The sequence below is a fragment of the Pullulanibacillus camelliae genome, assembly GCF_014642655.1.
In the GTDB taxonomy this organism is placed as follows: Bacteria; Bacillota; Bacilli; order Bacillales; family Sporolactobacillaceae; genus Pullulanibacillus; species Pullulanibacillus camelliae.
The window spans coordinates 192,465-211,467 of sequence record NZ_BMIR01000005.1; the positions used below are offsets into that span (position 1 = coordinate 192,465).

At 42.6% G+C, this 19,003-nt stretch carries 11 protein-coding genes, 1 pseudogene and 1 riboswitch; of the genes and pseudogenes, 7 read left to right on the top strand and 5 right to left on the bottom strand.

The window, feature by feature from the left end; translation table 11 throughout:
• Window positions 1–11: 11 nt before the first annotated feature.
• The gene (gene gltC / locus IEW82_RS07510) at window positions 12–914 is read right to left on the bottom strand and encodes a glutamate biosynthesis transcriptional regulator GltC (RefSeq protein ID WP_188691652.1); all 903 of its coding nucleotides are present in this window, start codon (window positions 912–914) and stop codon (window positions 12–14) included.
• 146 nt (window positions 915–1,060) lie between these two features.
• Between gltC and gltB the strand changes: the two genes are divergently transcribed.
• Both gltB and IEW82_RS07520 read left to right on the top strand, forming a co-directional pair.
• Entirely contained in the window at window positions 1,061–5,620 is a 4,560-nt protein-coding gene (gene gltB, locus IEW82_RS07515) for a glutamate synthase large subunit (protein WP_188691655.1), read from the top strand.
• Between the two features lie 20 nt (window positions 5,621–5,640).
• Complete coding sequence (locus IEW82_RS07520) at window positions 5,641–7,125, top strand: glutamate synthase subunit beta (protein WP_188691658.1); 1,485 nt, start codon at window positions 5,641–5,643, stop codon at window positions 7,123–7,125.
• Window positions 7,126–7,404: 279 nt separating this feature from the next.
• Here the strand turns inward: IEW82_RS07520 and IEW82_RS07525 are convergent, their stop codons facing one another.
• Complete coding sequence (locus IEW82_RS07525; RefSeq protein WP_188691661.1) at window positions 7,405–8,385, bottom strand: ketoacyl-ACP synthase III; 981 nt, start codon at window positions 8,383–8,385, stop codon at window positions 7,405–7,407.
• Window positions 8,386–8,867: 482 nt separating this feature from the next.
• On the opposite strand from IEW82_RS07525, the gene IEW82_RS07530 reads away from it, so the two are divergent.
• From IEW82_RS07530 to IEW82_RS07545, 4 genes are all read left to right on the top strand, one after another.
• Window positions 8,868–9,527: a YpjP family protein gene (locus tag IEW82_RS07530; RefSeq protein ID WP_188691664.1), complete on the top strand. Its 660-nt coding sequence runs from the start codon at window positions 8,868–8,870 to the stop codon at window positions 9,525–9,527.
• 367 nt (window positions 9,528–9,894) lie between these two features.
• Window positions 9,895–9,996: riboswitch (purine riboswitch) on the top strand.
• Window positions 9,997–10,326: 330 nt separating this feature from the next.
• The gene (locus IEW82_RS07535; RefSeq protein WP_188691666.1) at window positions 10,327–10,923 is read left to right on the top strand and encodes a xanthine phosphoribosyltransferase; all 597 of its coding nucleotides are present in this window, start codon (window positions 10,327–10,329) and stop codon (window positions 10,921–10,923) included.
• Complete coding sequence (locus IEW82_RS07540) at window positions 10,920–12,248, top strand: nucleobase:cation symporter-2 family protein (protein ID WP_188691668.1); 1,329 nt, start codon at window positions 10,920–10,922, stop codon at window positions 12,246–12,248. Before IEW82_RS07535 ends, IEW82_RS07540 begins: the two co-directional genes overlap by 4 nt.
• Before the next feature lie 718 nt (window positions 12,249–12,966).
• Window positions 12,967–14,253, top strand: a complete 1,287-nt coding sequence (locus IEW82_RS07545) for an MDR family MFS transporter (protein WP_188691671.1) — start codon at window positions 12,967–12,969, stop codon at window positions 14,251–14,253.
• Window positions 14,254–14,470: 217 nt separating this feature from the next.
• Here the strand turns inward: IEW82_RS07545 and IEW82_RS07550 are convergent, their stop codons facing one another.
• The 3 genes from IEW82_RS07550 to acs all read right to left on the bottom strand — a co-directional run bounded on the left by IEW82_RS07550 (window position 14,471) and on the right by acs (window position 17,798).
• On the bottom strand, window positions 14,471–15,115 hold the full coding sequence (locus IEW82_RS07550; protein WP_188691673.1) for a GDSL-type esterase/lipase family protein: 645 nt from the start codon (window positions 15,113–15,115) through the stop codon (window positions 14,471–14,473).
• 93 nt (window positions 15,116–15,208) lie between these two features.
• Window positions 15,209–15,664: a hypothetical protein gene (locus IEW82_RS07555; RefSeq protein WP_188691677.1), complete on the bottom strand. Its 456-nt coding sequence runs from the start codon at window positions 15,662–15,664 to the stop codon at window positions 15,209–15,211.
• A 184-nt stretch (window positions 15,665–15,848) separates the two neighbouring features.
• Complete coding sequence (acs, locus tag IEW82_RS07560; protein WP_188691679.1) at window positions 15,849–17,798, bottom strand: acetate--CoA ligase; 1,950 nt, start codon at window positions 17,796–17,798, stop codon at window positions 15,849–15,851.
• Between the two features lie 666 nt (window positions 17,799–18,464).
• On the opposite strand from acs, the pseudogene IEW82_RS07565 reads away from it, so the two are divergent.
• Window positions 18,465–18,705 (top strand): annotated as a pseudogene (locus IEW82_RS07565) (transposase); the annotation flags it as partial.
• Window positions 18,706–19,003 lie beyond the last annotated feature (298 nt).

The following is a 19,003-nucleotide window of genomic DNA, read 5'->3' on the forward strand; positions in this document are numbered from 1 at the left end:
AGCACACCTTATTAAAGTCCAAAGCGCGAGAGGCGGTTATAGAAATCACGAAGGAATTGATGAAGCAAAGCCTCAGATGGTGCGAGTGCCCTGTGCCTGGGTGTTATCACTCCAACGCTACGGTAGATTTCCGGGTCGCTGATTTTCACTTTGACTAATTCTGGCGGGAGATCGGTGAGGGCTTGTTCTGGGAGCAAGGCAACGCCGAATCCAGCAATGACGAGAGACTTGATTGTGTCGATATCTTCGCCTTCAAAAGCAAATTTTGGTGTCATTCCTGCTTGTGTACAGGCCTCTTGAACGATATCATAAAGAGGAAGTCCGGGACGATAGGATACAAAGGTTTCATCACGCAATTGATCCAAACGAATTTGGTGTTGATGGGCTGCTTCATGGTGAGCGGGAAGAACGGCCATGAGGTGCTCACGATAAAAGATATCCCCCTTTACTGTTGGATGCTCCATTGGTACTGGAGCGGCAAAAGCAATTTCTGAACCCCCTCTTTCAATTAAATCAATCAAATAGTTTAAGGACCCTTGATGAAGTTGAAAGGTGATGTTCGGATGCTCTTCTCTAAATTGGGCTAGGACCAATGAGAGCGTTTGAACGGACAGGCTAGCAACGAAGCCTAGACGAATAACGCCTTGATCAGGATTTAAGTGCTCCCTAATTTTTTGCTTAGCATGTTCGATCTCGGCCACTGCGCGTTCAGCATGATCTAAAAATAAACGACCGATATTGGTGAGCTTGACATTTCGGCCTTCACGATTAAAAAGCGGCACGCCAAGCTCTGCTTCTAATAATCCAATCTGGCGACTGACAGCAGATTGCGCGACGTGTAGGCGTGTCGCAGCTTCTGTCACATGCTCCGTTTTCGCTACCTCGATAAAGTATAAAATTTGCCTCATTTCCATTGGGAAAATCTCCTAAAAATAATTATTCTCATTTTGAGATGATTAATATATTAATTATATATTGTTTAGAATGATTATTGAAGATAAAATTTATAATAACACTATATTTCTGATAACGTTGAAAAATATGTTGGGGGGAAAGGGTAATGCAGCAGACAGGTTTATACCATCCATCTTTTGAACACGATGCTTGTGGCATTGGATTTATTGCCAATATAAAGGGAGCCCCCTCCCATGAAATTATAAATGATTCCATTGAAATGTTGCATCGACTAGATCACCGCGCTGGTTATACAGATGATACAAGCGATGGAGCGGGCATCCTTGTACAAATTCCGCATGCTTACTTTAAGCGTGTTAAAGCATTCCAACTGCCTGAAAAAGGGAATTACGGGGTAGGCATGTTTTTTTTGCCTCAAGAACCAGCTCGGCGTAGCAAAGTAGAGCAACTCATTAAAAGAGTGGTCATCTCTTCACCATTAAAATGGTTAGGCTGGAGAGAGGTTCCTGTCAATCCAGCATTTCTTGGAGAGAAGGCTAAAAAAACGGAACCTGTTATCAAGCAATTGTTTGTCGCCAAGCAAGGAGAGGTGGATGCGCTCACCTTTGACCGGCAGCTCTTTGTTTTAAGAAAGTCCATCGAAAAACAAACGCAGGACATCCCTGGCTTTTACATTGCCAGCTTATCTTCACAAACGATGGTCTATAAAGGGTTATTAAAGCCGAAGGAGCTTCCTGCTTATTATGAGGATTTAGCAGATGACGCCTTTGCCTCTGCCTTTGGATTGGTGCATGCACGTTACAGCACGAATACGGATCCGACATGGGAGCGTGCTCATCCGTACCGCTATCTTGTTCATAACGGTGAGATTAATACGTTGCGTGGCAACATCAACGCAATGAAAGCACGTGAAGGTAAAATGGCATCAGAGGTCTTTGGGGTTCCCCTACGCACGCTATTGCCGATTATCGACGAACGCGGCAGTGATTCAGTGGCACTTGATAATGCATTAGAATTTTTAACACTGAGTGGACGGTCATTGGCCAATGCGGCTACCATGCTTGTTCCCGATCCGTGGGAAAAACAACAGAAGATGGATGAATCCATTCGCAATTACTATAAATATCACAGTCAGTTTATGGAGCCATGGGACGGACCAATGGCCCTCTCATTTACAAATGGTCGAGAAATCGGTGCACTGTTAGACCGCAATGGATTAAGGCCAGGACGCTATATCTTGACTGATGAAGATAAGCTTGTCTTTTCATCAGAATTTGGGGTCATCGATGTCCCTGATGAAAAAATCAAAGTAAAGAAAAATCTAAGCCCTGGAGAGGTGCTGTGGATCAATCTTGAAGAAGGTCGTATCGTCCCTAACGATGAATTAAAACGTCAGCTTGCCGCTGAACGTCCTTACGGGAAATGGCTTGCGCAAAAACGTGTCACCTTAAATGGGATTGAAGCGAATTTTGAGGAAACCCATATAAAGCCTTTGTTTAGTGCTGAACAAAGAAAACGGCTTCAAAGGCTCTTCGGCTATACTCATGAAGAATTGACGAAAATGATTATGCCAATGGTAACAGAAGGCAAGGATCCTATTGGTTCTATGGGCATGGATACGCCTTTGGCGGTACTTTCAAATCAACCGCAGCTTTTGTACAACTATTTCAAGCAGCTCTTTGCCCAGGTGACGAATCCGGCTATAGATGCCATTCGTGAAGAGTCGGTCACCTCTACCCTAACATGGTTAGGGGCTGAAGATAACATTCTCGATTTAAATTCTGAAGGGACAGGGCAGATTCAACTCTTCTCGCCAATTGTCAATACGCATGATTTGCAAAAGCTCATCGCCAATAATAGCTATAAAACATTTTATGCTAAAGCTGTCTTTGAGGCTAATGGTGAGCCAGGGGCGCTTGAAGAAGGATTAGAAAGATTATTTGAAGCGATTGATAAAGCGATCAAGAGCGGGGCGGAATATATCGTGATTTCAGATACAGAGGTGAATGAGGCGCTTGCACCGATTCCTGCATTACTAGCGGTGTCTGGCTTGCACCATCACCTTATCCGCAATAGAACACGAAGCAATGTCAGTATTATTGTGGATACTGGTGAAGCACGTGATGTCCATCACATGGCCGCTTTAATAAGCTTTGGTGCGGATGTCATTCATCCCAAACTGGGTATTGAAACCATTAAAGGACTTATCGAGGAACACTATCTAAAAAATTGGGACCCTAACGAAGCGATTGAAACCTATATAAACACATTGACAAGCGGAATGGTCAAGGTCATGTCTAAGCTTGGCATCTCCACTGTTCAAAGCTATCGAGGCGCTCAGATGTTCGAAGCACTTGGTATTTCTGATGCCGTGATTGAACGCTATTTCCCCGGAACGGCTTCACAAATTGGGGGCATAGGTCTTGATGTTATGGCTCAAGAAACACTCATGCGTCATGCCAAAGCCTTTAACGCTGTTGATAAGACATTGGATGCAGGCAGTCAGTTTCAATATCGTCACGGCGGAGAATACCATAAAATCAACGCTAAAACGGTCTATTCCTTGCAACAATCTGCTAGACAAAATGATTATACGCTCTATAAAACCTATTCAGAACTGGCGAATCGTGAGGCGCTCACTTCAATACGTGATCTTTTACAGTTCAAGAATGTGAGACCAGCTGTTCCTCTGGAGGAAGTGGAATCCGTAGAATCGATTTGTCGTCGTTTTAAGACTGGAGCAATGTCCTTCGGTTCGATCAGTCAAGAGGCACACGAGGCTCTGGCGATTGCCATGAATAGAATCGGTGGTAAAAGCAATAGCGGTGAGGGTGGCGAAGATCCAAAGCGTTATAAGCTAGACAATAATGGCGATAGTCGTCGAAGTGCGATCAAGCAGGTGGCTTCGGGACGATTCGGTGTAACAAGCTATTATTTAGCTAATGCTGACGAAATTCAAATTAAGTTAGCCCAAGGGGCGAAGCCAGGAGAGGGTGGACATCTTCCCGGTAAGAAGGTCTATCCTTGGATCGCGGAAGTAAGGGGGTCGACGCCAGGTGTCGGCTTAATTTCACCACCTCCTCATCATGATATTTATTCAATCGAGGACCTTGCACAATTAATTTATGACTTAAAGCATGCGAATCCAAGTGCGCGCATTAATGTGAAACTTGTCTCAAAGGCAGGTGTGGGGACCATTGCTGCCGGGGTTGCAAAAGGTCTTGCGGATGTCATTTTAATCAGTGGTGCTGATGGTGGCACAGGGGCATCGCCAAAATCAAGCATTCAGCATGCCGGATTGCCTTGGGAGCTTGGCCTTGTTGAAGCACATCAAACTTTATTGCTAAATGGCTTGCGCGATCGTGTCGTGCTTGAAACAGATGGTAAATTAATGACGGGGCGCGACGTGGTCATGGCAGCCTTGCTAGGAGCGGAAGAATACGGATTTTCAACGGCACCGCTTGTGGTTCTAGGCTGCGTGATGATGCGGGTTTGCCAATCTAACACCTGTCCGGTTGGCATCGCCACACAAGATCCAGAGCTGCGGAAACGCTTTGTTGGAGAACCAGAGCACGTGGTCAACTTTATGCAGTTTGTCGCTCAGGAAACGCGTGAAATCATGGCTGAACTCGGTTTTAGAACCATTGATGAAATGATTGGCCGCACGGATCTATTGGCGATTCATGAACAGGTAAAAACGCATTGGAAGGCTAAATATCTTGATCTTTCTAAGCTATTAACCGTCGTTGAGCCTACGTCATCTAGTGGAAGCTACAAGCAGCGAGAGCAAGATCATAAATTAGAAGAGTCGATGGATATGCGCCAGCTGTTGCAGGATTGTCAGCCTGCTTTAGAGAATGGAAAGCGCGTTTCGCTCTCTTATCCTATTGCTAATACGGATCGAGCCGTCACGGCAATATTGGGTCATGAAATTTCTAAGAAATATGGAGCCGAAGGGTTACCAGAAGATACGATTCAGCTTCATTTTCGTGGGTCAGCTGGCCAAAGCTTTGGTGCCTTTGCACCCAAAGGCGTGACATTGAATTTAGAAGGTGACGCCAACGATTATATCGGTAAAGGGTTATCAGGTGGGAAAATCATCGTTAAAAGTACGGTTAATCCTTTGATTCATAAAGAGAGTAGTCTAATAGGGAATGTGGCATTTTACGGGGCAAGCTCCGGTGAGGCCTATATCAATGGGCGTGCTGGTGAACGCTTTGCCGTTCGAAACAGCGGTGTAAATACAGTTGTTGAGGGGATCGGTAATCACGGCTGTGAATATATGACAGGTGGCCATGTTGTGATTCTTGGTTCTATCGGCACGAATTTTGGTGCCGGTATGTCCGGCGGTATTGCTTATGTGCTTTCTGATGAGACGGTCCATCAGTTCAAGGAAAAATGCAATTTAGAACTCATTTTGATCGAGGCATTAGAGGATCAAGAAGAAATAGCGAAAGTGAAAGGCATGATCGAGCGGCATGTGCTTTATACCAACAGTTCGATAGGTTCTGAGGTCTTAGAGCATTGGGAGCAAACCGTTCACAAAATCAGAAAGATCATTCCAAGTGATTATAAAGAAATGCTTCAGTCCATTGAGGAAGCCAAAGCTGCTGGATTGCGTGGTAAGGCGGCGATTATGACCGCCTTTGAAAAAAAGAACGCACCTAAGACGGCTGAGATCAATGATGCATTGGAGCCAGTATAAGGAAGGAGGAAGAGGTATCGATGGGGAAACTCACAGGATTTTTAGACTATGATAGAAAAAAGCCGAAGGAACGTAGCCCACGTGACCGCCTCCGTGATTGGAAGGAATATCAGCTAGGATGGTCAGAAGAAACGTTGAAGGAGCAGGGTGCACGCTGTATGGACTGTTCAACACCTTATTGTCATATAGGGGTTGAATTTAATCAATCTTCTTTTGGCTGCCCCCTTCATAATTTAATTCCAGAATGGAATGATCTTGTTTACCGAGGGCAGTGGAAGGATGCGCTTGAGCGTCTTCTCAAAACCAACAATTTTCCCGAGTGGACAGGAAGAGTTTGTCCCGCTCCATGTGAAGGCTCTTGTACAGTCGCTCTTAATGGTTCGGCGGTAGCGATTAAAAATATTGAAAAAAGTATCATCGATAAAGGCTTTGAAGAGGGATGGATCGTCCCTCTGCCTCCTGAAAAACGTACAGGAAGACAGGTGGCCATCATTGGTTCTGGCCCCGCCGGCTTAGCTGCGGCCGATCAACTAAATAAAGCAGGCCATTGGGTGACGGTTTTTGAACGTGAAGATCGCATTGGCGGATTATTGATGTATGGCATACCTAATATGAAGCTTGAAAAGACCTCCGTTGATCGTCGCGTCAGTCTTCTTAGACAAGAAGGCATCATGTTTCAAGTGAACATGGAGGTAGGGAAAGACATCACGATGAACGAGCTTCAGGAAAAATATGATGCTGTGATTGTCTGCACAGGTGCAACTAAGCAGAGAGATATTGTCATGGATGGCAGGGAGGCAAAAGGGATTCATTTTGCGATGGATTACTTAACTCTAAGCACCAAGCATCTTCTGGATTCCTCTGTAGCACTGCCTGATGAGATGTCTGCTAAGGGCAAGAATGTCATTGTTATTGGTGGCGGTGATACAGGAGCAGACTGTGTGGCTACTGCCGTGCGTCAAGGCTGTAAAAGCATTGTCCAATTTGGTAAGCACCCAAAGCTACCGAGCAAAAGGTCAGGGAATAATCCTTGGCCTGAGCAACCCAATGTTTTTGAATTAAGCTATGCCTATAAAGAAGCCAAAGCCGAATTTGGTGCTGATCCTAGACAATATGCCATTTTGACGCAAAGATTTATCACGGATGAGAAAGGTCGATTAGTGGCACTAGAGACCTTAGAGGTAGAAAAAGTGACAGATGAGGAAGGCAATATTGTTACCCGTGAAATTCCAGGAACGGAAAAAATTTGGCCCGTTGACATGGTCTTGATTGCTATTGGCTTTGAAGGACCAGAGAGAGAAATCCTCGATCACATGGGATTACAGTGTACCTATCGGGGAACAGTTAAGGCAAAATATGGACAGTATACAACTAATATCGATGGCGTATTTGCTGCAGGCGATGTTCGCCGCGGACAAAGTTTGATCGTATGGGCGATTAATGAAGGACGCGAGGCTGCAAGAGAATGCGATCGTTATCTCATGGGAGCCACAGTTCTTTCATAGGTTAATAAGTTAATAAAAGGGAGTCCAATAGTTTTAATTGGGTTCTCTTTTTTGCTGGCAAAAAAATTCGTACAACTATCAAAGTATTCTTATGATAATAAAGGGCATAAACCGATTATCACATAGTGCGAATAAGGTTGAGCGCTACACTAGCACTTTTGCTTTATTTATTAATTCAATCTATGTTTTCGCGAAATGACTAAAACCCCCATGGGAACAACTATGTTCCTATGGGGGTTTTTAAGAGTTTTTCATTGGCAAGCTTTATTGTTTTTTAAGCTATAGGCTCCATTGAATGAGAAGTCCGCAGTGCACTAGACCCCCGCCAAATCCATGGAGAACGATTTGGTCGCCTGTTTTAAGCTTTCCAGCTTTGAACGCCATGTCCAAGGCTAGGGGAATGCTGGCAGAGGAGGTATTGCCAACGTAAGCGGCACTTGTCAGCGTGCGTTCCATAGGAAAATCTATACGTTCACAAATGGCTTCAATCATTTTTAAATTGGCACTATGAGGAACAAACCAATTGATAGCATTCATTGTTTTATTGGCCTTATTCAAAAGCTCGCGAATGGCTTGAGGAATGTTACTCAATACCCATTTATAAACCTCTCGGCCGTTTTGGACAATCTTCTCGGTATGAACAAGCTCCTGCCCTTTCATTGTATGTGAGAGACCTGTGCGGTAAACGAACTTACCTGTATCCCCGTCAGAACCGATGACGAATTCTAAAAGGCTTGGATCGTTCTCATCATATTCTACGAGTATAGCTGAAGCGGCGTCGCCAAACAGAATACATGTGCTTCGATCGGTATAATCGGTTACCTTGGAAAGTGTCTCTGTTGCAACAAGCAATACCTTTTTATGAGCACCAGAAGTCACTAAACTATTGGCAAGATGTAAGCCATAAGTAAATCCTGCACAAGTGGCTGTTAAATCCATAGCACCGGCATGCTGAATGTTAAAGTGGGCTTGAATTTGACTGGCGACGCTTGGAAAAGAAAAATCAGGTGTTGTCGTAGCAACAAGGACCATATCAACATCTTCAATGCTTTTATTTGATCTCTTTATCAAATCTTCAACGGCAAGAATCCCAAGGTCAGAGGAAAATTGGTCATCAGCAGCAATGCGCCGCTCCTTAATCCCTGTGCGCTTTGTTATCCATTCATCATTGGTATCAACTAATTTTTCTATATCATGATTTGTTAATCTTTTTTCAGGAATATAGCTTCCAATAGCAGTAATCCTTGCTTTGGATTGCATAAATGTCACTCCTTGTTTGAATAAGTAAACATATTATATCACCAAATACTAATACCTGGTACTAATTTTTGCGAAATAATTAAAGTTTAAATACTCAAATAAATCACATTCGAACTGCGGGCATTGCCTGTCTGGGTCTCTTTGCTGCTTTTTCCTTCTCATATTCAGGGCGTTTATTGATGAGGCAGCACATGAAAGGAAGCCCCTCTAAAAAACTTTCATAAAAATAATGGGGGAGGACATAAAAATGAAAGCGAGTTCGAAGAGTGTAGTAACACAATAAATGTGAAATGTTTCTCATATTTACATATGTGAGCTTAACTTTATAGTTAAATAAGAGTAACAACGTTTTCATAGGGACGTTACACAATCAGCTTTAGATAGTGTTAGCGAAGGTTTTTACTTTATGAAAATATAAAAAATATGAAACCTGATTCGAGCGAATACGTATAAATGACTATAAAAGAAAGGAGCAAGAGTCTATGCCGAAGATCCCAAAATGGTTAAAAAAATCGTTTGTCACACTGGTGACAGTGGTGACTTTGGGGACTGTTGTTCCTTCGATTAACTATCATACAGAGCAAAGGCCTTCCTCAAAAGAAAGCTTTAATGGTGCGAGTGCGACGCCTCAGCGCTCCGAGCTTGCTGTCGATATTCCAACTGTTGATCATGTTGAAAAGGAGACGAATAAAGGCTGGCCCGATATCGCAAACGACTATGATACAGTTGACGAGCTATTGCCTCATTTTCAGTCCTACGCTTTAGAGGAAGCTAAAGCTCAAGGATTTTTGAAATTTGGTGATACCATTACCCAACAAATTGGCGAGACTTATACAAAGGATATCCTTCCAAAGTTTGCTGATGTTGTCGCTGATCTGGGGAAAGATACCGATGTTGATACTTTGAAAAACATTGCGATAAGTAATAATCCCGCTGGAGGCACTGGCGAACGCATCCTCAATCTTTATGATGGACGCGATGGTAAAGAGCTTCTAAAGTTTCATGTCCGCCGTGACCACCCACCGTTAGAAGGCTACTGGTTCAACTTTCATTATCATACCTACGAAGATCACTATCAGGCACATCATGAGCTTGGAAAAGTATACTGGAATAAAAATACGCCGCCACAGTGGCAGGCTTAGAAGAAAACGCAAAGGTACAAGGCGTTTTCTTTTTTATACTATCAGCATTTATACGTTGAACGCTTTACGGATTGCTTTTTTTTGCAATGTCGTATGTATAACTTTGGGGAAGACTTTATAAGTTCGGGCTTGGGCTTTCGCTACCTGAGGTTTGGGGACATCCTTAGTGTGTGAGTGGGGAACCATGAACATTATGCCGAGTGAAGCGGTGAGGAGAGATAAGCCAAATTTTCTAATCTGAAAAGCCATAGTTTACAGGGAACACTCTCTTTTATAGTAAAAATTGTATTTAATGTAAAAAATATTTTATTCACCCTTAAAAAACGGTCTTTTCAATCGCTAGTTTTTTAGTTATAATGAGACACAATTCAATACAAAACATAATGCTCGTATAATGGCGGGAATAAGGCCCGCAAGTTTCTACCAGACTACCGTAAATGGTCTGACTACGAGTGAGAGTTAACACTTGTTAATAACAGGCGTGGCATATCTCTACTTTAATATGACCAAGGCGCTGTTTCTCACTCAATGGGAAACAGCGCCTTTTTTATACTATCAGAATGTATAACTCCGCTGACGCTTATAAAGGAAGATAGTATAAGGCGGGCTTTGGCTTTCGCCTTCTAAGGCTTGCGGGCAACCTAAATGTGTGATTTGCAAAAATCACATCAGGAGTACCAGCGAAGTGGTGCAAGCCCAGTTTTCTAATAGTCTCATCAGGAAGTTTTTCCAAGAGATAGCCTATAAAGCTGATGCTAAAAGGGGCATTTTGAATCAATCAGAGAAAGGATGTTTTGGGATGAAGGAGTTATTAGCAAAAATAAGAGAAGAAGGTCAAGTGATTGATGAGCATATTTTAAAGGTGGATGCCTTTTTAAATCATCAGATTGATCCCGTGCTGATGCAGAAAATTGGAGAAGCTTTTGCACGGTATTTTAACAAAAAAGCAGTGACAAAAATTGTTACTTTAGAGTCATCAGGAATTGCGCCTGCTGTAATGGCAGGGCTAGCGTTAGGTGTACCGGTTGTTTTTGCTCGCAAAAAACAGTCATTGACGCTTAAGAAAAATATTTTGACAACAACTGTGTACTCTTATACGAAACAGGAGCAATCCGATATTTTTATTTCAAAAAAGTTTATTCATCCCAAAGAACAGGTGCTGATCATCGATGATTTTCTTGCACGCGGGGAGGCAGCAATAGGGCTGACACGCTTGGTTCAAGCAGCGCAGGCTGAAGTGGTTGGCATTGGCATCGTCATTGAAAAGTCCTTCCAAGAGGGCAGACAAAAGCTTATCGATTTGGGCTTAGATGTCTATTCGCTAGCCCGCATTCAATCGTTAAAGAATAATAAAGTAGCCTTTTATGAAAGCGAAGAAGCAGGTGTTAAAGCATGAGACCAAGTCAACTGATTACACTAGGAATTCAGCATGTATTAGCGATGTACGCTGGTGCGGTCATCGTACCCCTGACAGTTGGAGCCGCTTTAGGCTTATCAGCTTCAGAACTGACATATCTTGTTTCCTTAGATTTAGCAGCAAGTGGTGTGGCGACATTGCTACAAATATGGAAAAATAAATTTTTTGGCATTGGTCTTCCTGTCGTGCTAGGGTGTACGTTTACTGCAGTCACCCCGATGATCGCCATTGGTAAAGAGTATGGGTTGTCTGGTATTTATGGCTCAGTTCTTGTGGCAGGTCTTGTTGTCTTACTTATTTCCAAATTTTTTAGTAAGATTGTCCGCTTCTTCCCACCTGTAGTAACGGGATCTATCGTCACTATTATTGGGACAACACTCATTCCTGTTGCCATGAATGATATGGCCGGTGGCACAGGGAACAGCCATTTTGGTTCACCGAGTTATTTAATACTTTCTTTTGGTGTTTTGCTTATCATTATTTTAATCAATCGTTTTTTTACTGGATTTATTCGTGCTATCTCTGTATTAATCGGGTTGGTGGCGGGCTCAATTGTTGCTTGGTTATCAGGAATGATTGACGGATCACCTGTTACAACGGCATCATGGTTTCAGGTTATCGCTCCCTTGCATTTTGCAACGCCAAGCTTTCATATCAGTGCTATTATCACGATGGTGATTGTTGCAATTGTTAGTATGATTGAGTCGACAGGCGTTTACATTGCATTATCTGAAATCTGTGGTCATCGTTTAACTGATGAGGATCTGGAGAAGGGGTATCGTTCAGAAGGACTAGCCATTATAATTGGCTCGCTTTTTAATGCCTTTCCTTATACAACGTTTTCGCAAAATGTTGGATTAGTGCAATTGTCTGGCGTCAAATCTCGGCGCATTATTTGTGTAGCGGGTATCACCTTGGTAGTGGTAGGATTTATTCCTAAGATCGGTGCCCTTACAACACTTATCCCTACACCTGTCCTTGGTGGGGCGATGATTGCAATGTTCGGCATGGTTGCTGCTTCAGGGATTAAGATGCTTGGGAAAGTCGATTTTAATCGCTTTGACAATCTCTTCATCATTGCCTGTTCGTTGGGGCTTGGTCTAGGTGTTACGTTTGTTCCCAACTTTTTTGCTCAATTGCCTACGAGCATTCAGTTATTGACGAATAATGGCATTGTTGCAGGCAGTGTGACAGCGATTGTGCTTAATATCATTTTTAATGTTAAACGAAGCAGCGTTGCAATAACACAAACACAAGCAGTGTCTTCCGATGCAGCGAGTGAAAAGGCTGAGGGATTATCCTAAAACTCTGAGTGATTATTCATATCTAACATGTTAAGCAATAGCTGTATAATGTCATCTTTATTTTCTTGCAGGATAAGCAGGAGGTGAAGGTGACATTTATTTTTAAATTCATCGCTGTTTGAAAAGCTGCATTTTTTTAATGTTTATGTTTTTCTGCAACTGCATTCGGATAAACCGCTTGTTAGGCTGATAGAATTAAGAGGTACAATCACTCACAAGGATAATGCATTGTGTCGGTAACAGTGGCATTGGGTAATCAATCTATCATTGTAGAGAAAAGCCTTTCAAAAAAGGAGGAGGTCATGAGGTTCATTAATGCTCTAAACTGAGTTTTCATATAGGGATTTATAAAAGTATTGTTTTTGTGAATAATCTGTGATAATTTATAAGAGCTAAAAGAAATTAGGAGCTGTTAAACATGGTTATGCTCGTCAATGATGTGGTGAAACAAGGATAACAAAAAATCGTGAGCGGCTTGATCAGTAGGGTCAAGCAATGCTGACGTCATTGCTTCTTTTTTAAGTAGCATGTTTTTTGTTATAGGTTGTTTTCTTATCACATAGACGACTATGACCATGACCAACCATAGAACAATGCATTTAGAGTCTATGATGGGCGTGGTACGTCTGTTATAGGCTCTTTTTATTTTTCCTGAAAATTTTATATTTCAAAGTTTCTCAGGCAAGTGATAAGAAAGCAGAGAGAAGGAGGGAAAAGAATGAAATTAAGAGATTGGGATTTAAACTTAAAGGTTCGTCTATTGGGAGAGGGCATGACAAATTTATTGTTTTGGATGTTTTTCCCTTTTATGGCGATTTACTTCTCTAATGCTTTTGGAAAGGAATCCGCTGGTGCGCTTCTTGTGGCCTCGCAGGTTTTAAGTGTCGCGGTGGGTTTAGTCGGCGGTTATTGTGCGGATCACTTTGGTCGAAAAAGAATGATGGTGCTCTCATGTATTGGTGAGGCACTTAGCTTCGTCTTTTTTGCCTTAGCGAATTCACCTTGGCTGGACTCGCCGGTGTTGACCTTCATCAGTTTTTCATTATTGGGTTTATTTGGTCAACTTTATTGGCCAGCGAGCCATGCAATGGTGGCAGATGTTGTCCCAGAAAAGCATCGCAGCTCAGTGTTTGCTGTTTTTTATACATCGATTAACATCTCTGTTGTGATTGGTCCATTGCTTGGAGGCATCTTTTTCTTTGATTACCGCTTTCCATTTTTGTTAGTTTGCTTGGCCATTAGTATATTGCTCGTTGTTATCCTACAGAAGTATATACGCGAGACCGCTCCGGAGGTACAAGCGCGGGAGGTTAAGGAAGGCAAGTGGTACCATTACTTGAAGGAGCAATTGCATGACTATCGCGTGATTACGACGGATAAGATCTTCCTCATTTTTATTTTGGCAGGTGTCCTTGTGGCGCAAACCTTTATGCAATTGGATCTTGTCATGGCCGTTTATACGACAGAACAAGTCCCTGTTCAGCATCTACTCTCATTTGGACATCTCCACTTTGATATTGGCGGAAAGGAAGTTTTTAGCTGGATTGTTGCTGAAAATGGCTTGCTTGTTGCTTTATTTACGGTGTTCATGACCAAATGGATGGTTCGGTATAAAGAAAAATCGGTCTTTATGGGTTCGGCACTTTCCTATGGAATTGCTATCATGGTGTTCGGTTTAACGACAAATATTTGGGTACTCTTTTTGTCAATTGTCCTATTTACCGCTGCAGAGCTTATGGTTGTTGGCATTCAAGATGCCTTTGTTTCCAAGCTGGCTCCAGAAAATATGCGTGGACAATACTTTGCGGCATCTAGCTTGCGCTTTTCAATCGGAAGAACGATCGCACCCGTCGCTATTCCGCTAACGGTTTGGGTGGGGTATTTTTGGACCTTTATTATTTTAGGCGGGCTCGCCTTTATCGGCGTTGTCCTTTATAGTGTCATGTTCAGACTCCTTGCTAAAAAAGATCAGGCTCAATCGCAATTAAAAATCGCAAAATTATAGAAAACACACTGCCCTCACAGCTTAAAAATAGCTGTGAGGGCAGTTGTTTAAGAAGGAAGAGTTACATTGTAGAAGCCATCATTACCATGAAAGAGAAGCTGATGAGGATCAGAAAAAATAACCAAAAGGTTAATGAATTCCAAAGCGATTTGAGAAACTTCAATGGCATCACTCATTTTTTCTTTTTATTATGAGTCTATGAACAGAGCTTTATTCCTCAGGTAGAAAGTGGTGCGTAACCAAGCTGCTTAAGGACATCTGCCATGACTTTGTAGCCGTGGACATTTGGGTGTACATCGCCTGGAACAAGCAAATCCTTTTGTTTCCCTGCAAAAGCTGTATCGATATCAGCGATTTTTGTATTAGGATGGCTAGCGTAGCTCAGGAGCTCATGATTGAACCGTTCAATCCACATATTGGCTTCGGGCAGCTCTGGAAAAGGGTTATATATATTAAAGACTCTAAGAATATAAGGTGCAGGACGTTGCTCATGTAGCTTATGGATTTTGCGAATGATCTCACCAACGTGGTAAACGGATGCCTCTAAGGCATTTTGGAGACGCTTGAGGTCATGGTCTATTAAAAAGCGTTTTCCGGCATCGATCAGATCATTAGCCCCTGCGGTAACGGTGATCACCTGTGCATGCTGAAGCGATTTGCATATCGCAACGAAGGTGGTGGCCTCTAAGATTTCCATTGCTGTCGCGCCCACTCGAGCAATGGACTGTATGGCAACAGGTTGTTTTAAGTGATGCTGCAGGGCGTGTTGATAATAGCCGATAAAACCAGGGAAAAAAAGATCAGAACCAATGCCAACGGTTAATGAGTCGCCAAGTGCCGCATATAAGATGGGATGAGTCATGAACGTTCTCCTTTCGGCGTTCTATCCTTTCTATTTTTTAGTGTATGTGAGAACGACTGGAACGCAGCGGCGTATGGATGGAATTCAGGCAGATTAGTCATAATCCCACAGCAGCTTATAATTTTCCTTAGTCTTAACGGCAAAGATCTCTTTTTCAATGAGGGTTTGACCGAAAATTCCCTTGAAGTGTTGCTGAACTGTTATTCTATATACATTTTTTAAGTGGGGTGCATCCTTTGCCATCTTCCAATGATTTAAATGGTCCACCTCAGTGATTTTATATGTGAATGTTTTGGCACCCAAGGCTTCGATAAACAGCTGTGATCGTGCCTGAATGTATTGTCTTTGGCTGAATTTTTTGTGCATTAAAGGATGGAGTGATTCCCAAGCTTTGGCGTAATCACCGTCTTGTTCGCTATCATAAAAGGTTTTCACTTCCTGAACAGCTTGTTGTCTGGGCATATGTTTGTAGAAAATATAGCCAATGCATGCCAGTAAAAGACAGAACACAATAAGACTGAGGATGAGCGCGCGTTTTCGTTGCTTCATGGCTGTTTCGCCTCCGACTCCCTGCTTGTGTTTGTCTTATAGTTTATGAGACGTTTTTAGGATCCATGCTCCTTCTGAACTTTTTGTTGTAGGGCATTTTTTGCATGAGGAGAGTGCAAGGAGGGAGGCTAAATACAACAAGCACCTCCCACGCAGGGAGGCGCTTGTGTGTCAAATATATTATTTACGACTTGCTCAGCTTTTGAAGTTGTTCAACAACGCTTTGATCGGCAAGGGAGGTTGTATCTCCCAATTCTTTACCCTCTGCAATATTGCGAAGCAGTCTACGGATGATTTTTCCGCTACGTGTTTTTGGAAGGTCACTTGTAAAGTAGATTTCTTCAGGACGAGCCATTTTTCCTATTTCGTCGGCGACCTTTGCTTTGATTTCTTGTATCAGAGCTTCTGATTCTTCCACTCCATCTTTCAAAGTGACAAAAGCGGAGATGGCCTGACCTTTGAGCTCATCATCCCGTCCGATGACAGCTGCTTCAGCAACAGAAGGATGGCCGACGATGGCGCTTTCGACTTCCATTGTTCCTATGCGGTGACCAGAAACATTGATGACGTCATCAAGGCGTCCAAGTATCCAGATATACCCATCCTCATCTTTATGAGCGCCGTCACCTGGAAGATACCATTCAGGAAATTTTCCAAAATAGGTATTTCTGAAGCGCTCATCATCTCCCCAAACCGTCCGCAGCATGGAGGGCCAAGGATGTTTAATGACGAGTGTACCTCCGCTATTATAGTCAACAGAATGACCTTCATCATCAACGACATCGGCAATAATCCCTGGCAAAGGAAGTGTCGCTGATCCCGGTTTTGTCGTTGTTAATCCTGGGAGAGGAGCAACCATAGCACATCCAGTCTCCGTTTGCCACCAGGTGTCGACGATTGGAAGCTTTTCTTTTCCAACATATTTATGAAACCACATCCATGCCTCGGGATTAATCGGTTCACCTACCGTACCAAGTAATCTTAAGCTGCTGAGATCATGACTTTCTACATATTGTGGTCCCCATTTCATAAAGGTACGAATGGAGGTAGGCGCTGTGTAAAAGGTCGTGACGCCGTATTTTTCAATAATGTCCCAAAAACGATCGCGCTCAGGATAATCAGGCGCCCCTTCATAGATGACGATGGTAGCCCCCGCAGAGAGCGGTCCGTAAACGATATAGGTATGTCCAGTTACCCAGCCGATATCCGCGCTACAGAAGAAGACATCGCTATCTTTGAGGTCAAAGACGCTGCGCAAAGAGTGGTTTACTCCAACCATATAACCGCCAGTTGTATGCACAATGCCTTTTGGCTTTCCAGTCGTTCCTGAAGTATAGAGAAGATAAAGGATATCCTCCGCATCCATTTCCTCGGCGGGATAGGGAGAGGTAGGCGCTTTGGCCATTTCTGTCTTCCAGTATAGATCACGGCCAGCGGTCATGCTATAATCGGCAGCCTCTCCAACCGCATTAACGACTAAGATGTGCTCAACGGCCGTTGCTTTAACGGCTTCATCAGCAAATTGTTTTAGAGGCACCTGTTTGCCGCGACGCCAGCTCGCATCAGCAGTTACGAGAAGTTTGGCATCGGCATCTTCAATGCGATCTTGTAGCGATTTAGCTGAAAACCCAGCAAAAACAACGGTATGAATGGCTCCTATTTTTGCACAAGCAAGCAAAGTAATGGGGAGCTCGGGCACCATGGGCAGATAGACGGCAACACGATCGCCTTTTTCAATGCCCAAGTTGCGGAGCATATGGGCAGCGCGGTCCACCTCACGGCCTAACATATCGTAGGTGTAGATTTTACTTTCGCCTTTCTCGCCTTCCCAGATGATCGCTGCCTTGTTTTTTCTATAGCTTTCTCGATGGCGATCAACACAGTTATATGCTGCATTTAATTTACCACCTAAAAACCATTGAGCATGGGGTGGATTCCATTCCAGAACTTTATCATAGGGCTTAAACCAGGTTAACTCTTCAGCCTGTTTGGCCCAATAAGCTTGTGGATCGTTTGCTGCTTCTTCATATACATCTGGATCATTGAAGTTGGCTTGTGCTGTAAACTGAGGATCGGGTTGAAACGTTCTGGCTTCTTTTAAAAGCGTATCAATATTTTTGGACTGATTTACCATAACGGTCACCTCTTCATATAAGTAAAATACTTTTTGTGTAAATAACTCATGATATGAACAAAAATCAAGATTCATAACAATAGAATCCTATGAATATGTCAGGATCTATATATCTTACTTGAATAATCGATAAATTTAGTATAGTCATATTGTAAGTGTTTACAAAATATGTGTCAATTATTTGAACAGCTTTACTCTATTTGTCATACATTTTTAAAATTAGCTAGATGAATTTAAAAATTAGGTGGATAAGGGGGTTGACCTTAGAAAGCGCTTTCAATATAATGAAGTCAGGAGGGGCAACAAGTGTGGTTGCCACGGTATAAGGCGGAGGTGGAGCCTTTTACCATAGGGAATATGTATGATGTCTTTGTACATTGTTGATGTGATGGCTTTTAACTCCATACTTCCTTTTTAAACCATTAACCTCTGAGTTAGTGGTTTTTTTTAGCTGAAATATTCTGCGACAGTGATCACTTTATTTATCCTATTTATTATATAAAGAAAATAAATCCTAGATTAGTCATAGAAGTTCGCAAAACACAGTAAAAAGGCTTATCTATCAAGTGATTTATTTTGAACTTCAACGCATCAACTAAATGAAAAAAATCCGTTTCTGATAAGGTTAAAACGACGAATAAATAGCTAGCAGAAAGGCTTCTTATAATGGCTCCTTTACCGCAAATAACGCTTAATTTCACTCGTCAAATGAAATTGTCAAATGATGGAGAATCTCTTTCCTCCAATACAGGTGAATTCATATTCCGAGAATTCGACGGAAAAGTGGGTTTCTCCCAACCTTTGATTCAATACCTAAAACTAAAGGATGAAAGGCGTTACTTTGTTCATTCGCCAAAAGCTCTATCAAATGATCGCCGGGTATTCCGAAGATGATGCGGCTGATCAATCCAAAGGGACAAAAGACGATGCCAATCCAAACCATACGGACGAAGATGATTAAAGTCGCCAGTAAATTAGTGAGATCCGGGTGATCTTTGTCCTTCAAATGACCTTCCAGATATAGTTTGGTCTTGACCTGAAATCTTGTTTTTCTTTGAAGTATGAATAAATCAGGATAAAGAAAATAAATAGATAAAATTTGTTAGTGTCAAGTAAAGTTCGCAAAAACCATCAGTACTCCGTCAAGGCTTATGCCGCTTGAAGTCGTTGTTCTTGTACCTGGCGGATGATCTTCGGGTGTATGT

What these genes read in the sequence shown, in the direction of transcription:
- gltC (WP_188691652.1), bottom strand. Translation starts at nt 914, where the DNA reads ATGGAAATGAGGCAAATTTTATACTTTATCGAGGTAGCGAAAACGGAG.
- gltB (WP_188691655.1), top strand. Translation starts at nt 1,061, where the DNA reads ATGCAGCAGACAGGTTTATACCATCCATCTTTTGAACACGATGCTTGT.
- IEW82_RS07520 (WP_188691658.1), top strand. Translation starts at nt 5,641, where the DNA reads ATGGGGAAACTCACAGGATTTTTAGACTATGATAGAAAAAAGCCGAAG.
- IEW82_RS07525 (WP_188691661.1), bottom strand. Translation starts at nt 8,385, where the DNA reads ATGCAATCCAAAGCAAGGATTACTGCTATTGGAAGCTATATTCCTGAA.
- IEW82_RS07530 (WP_188691664.1), top strand. Translation starts at nt 8,868, where the DNA reads ATGCCGAAGATCCCAAAATGGTTAAAAAAATCGTTTGTCACACTGGTG.
- IEW82_RS07535 (WP_188691666.1), top strand. Translation starts at nt 10,327, where the DNA reads ATGAAGGAGTTATTAGCAAAAATAAGAGAAGAAGGTCAAGTGATTGAT.
- IEW82_RS07540 (WP_188691668.1), top strand. Translation starts at nt 10,920, where the DNA reads ATGAGACCAAGTCAACTGATTACACTAGGAATTCAGCATGTATTAGCG.
- IEW82_RS07545 (WP_188691671.1), top strand. Translation starts at nt 12,967, where the DNA reads ATGAAATTAAGAGATTGGGATTTAAACTTAAAGGTTCGTCTATTGGGA.
- IEW82_RS07550 (WP_188691673.1), bottom strand. Translation starts at nt 15,115, where the DNA reads ATGACTCATCCCATCTTATATGCGGCACTTGGCGACTCATTAACCGTT.
- IEW82_RS07555 (WP_188691677.1), bottom strand. Translation starts at nt 15,664, where the DNA reads ATGAAGCAACGAAAACGCGCGCTCATCCTCAGTCTTATTGTGTTCTGT.
- acs (WP_188691679.1), bottom strand. Translation starts at nt 17,798, where the DNA reads ATGGTAAATCAGTCCAAAAATATTGATACGCTTTTAAAAGAAGCCAGA.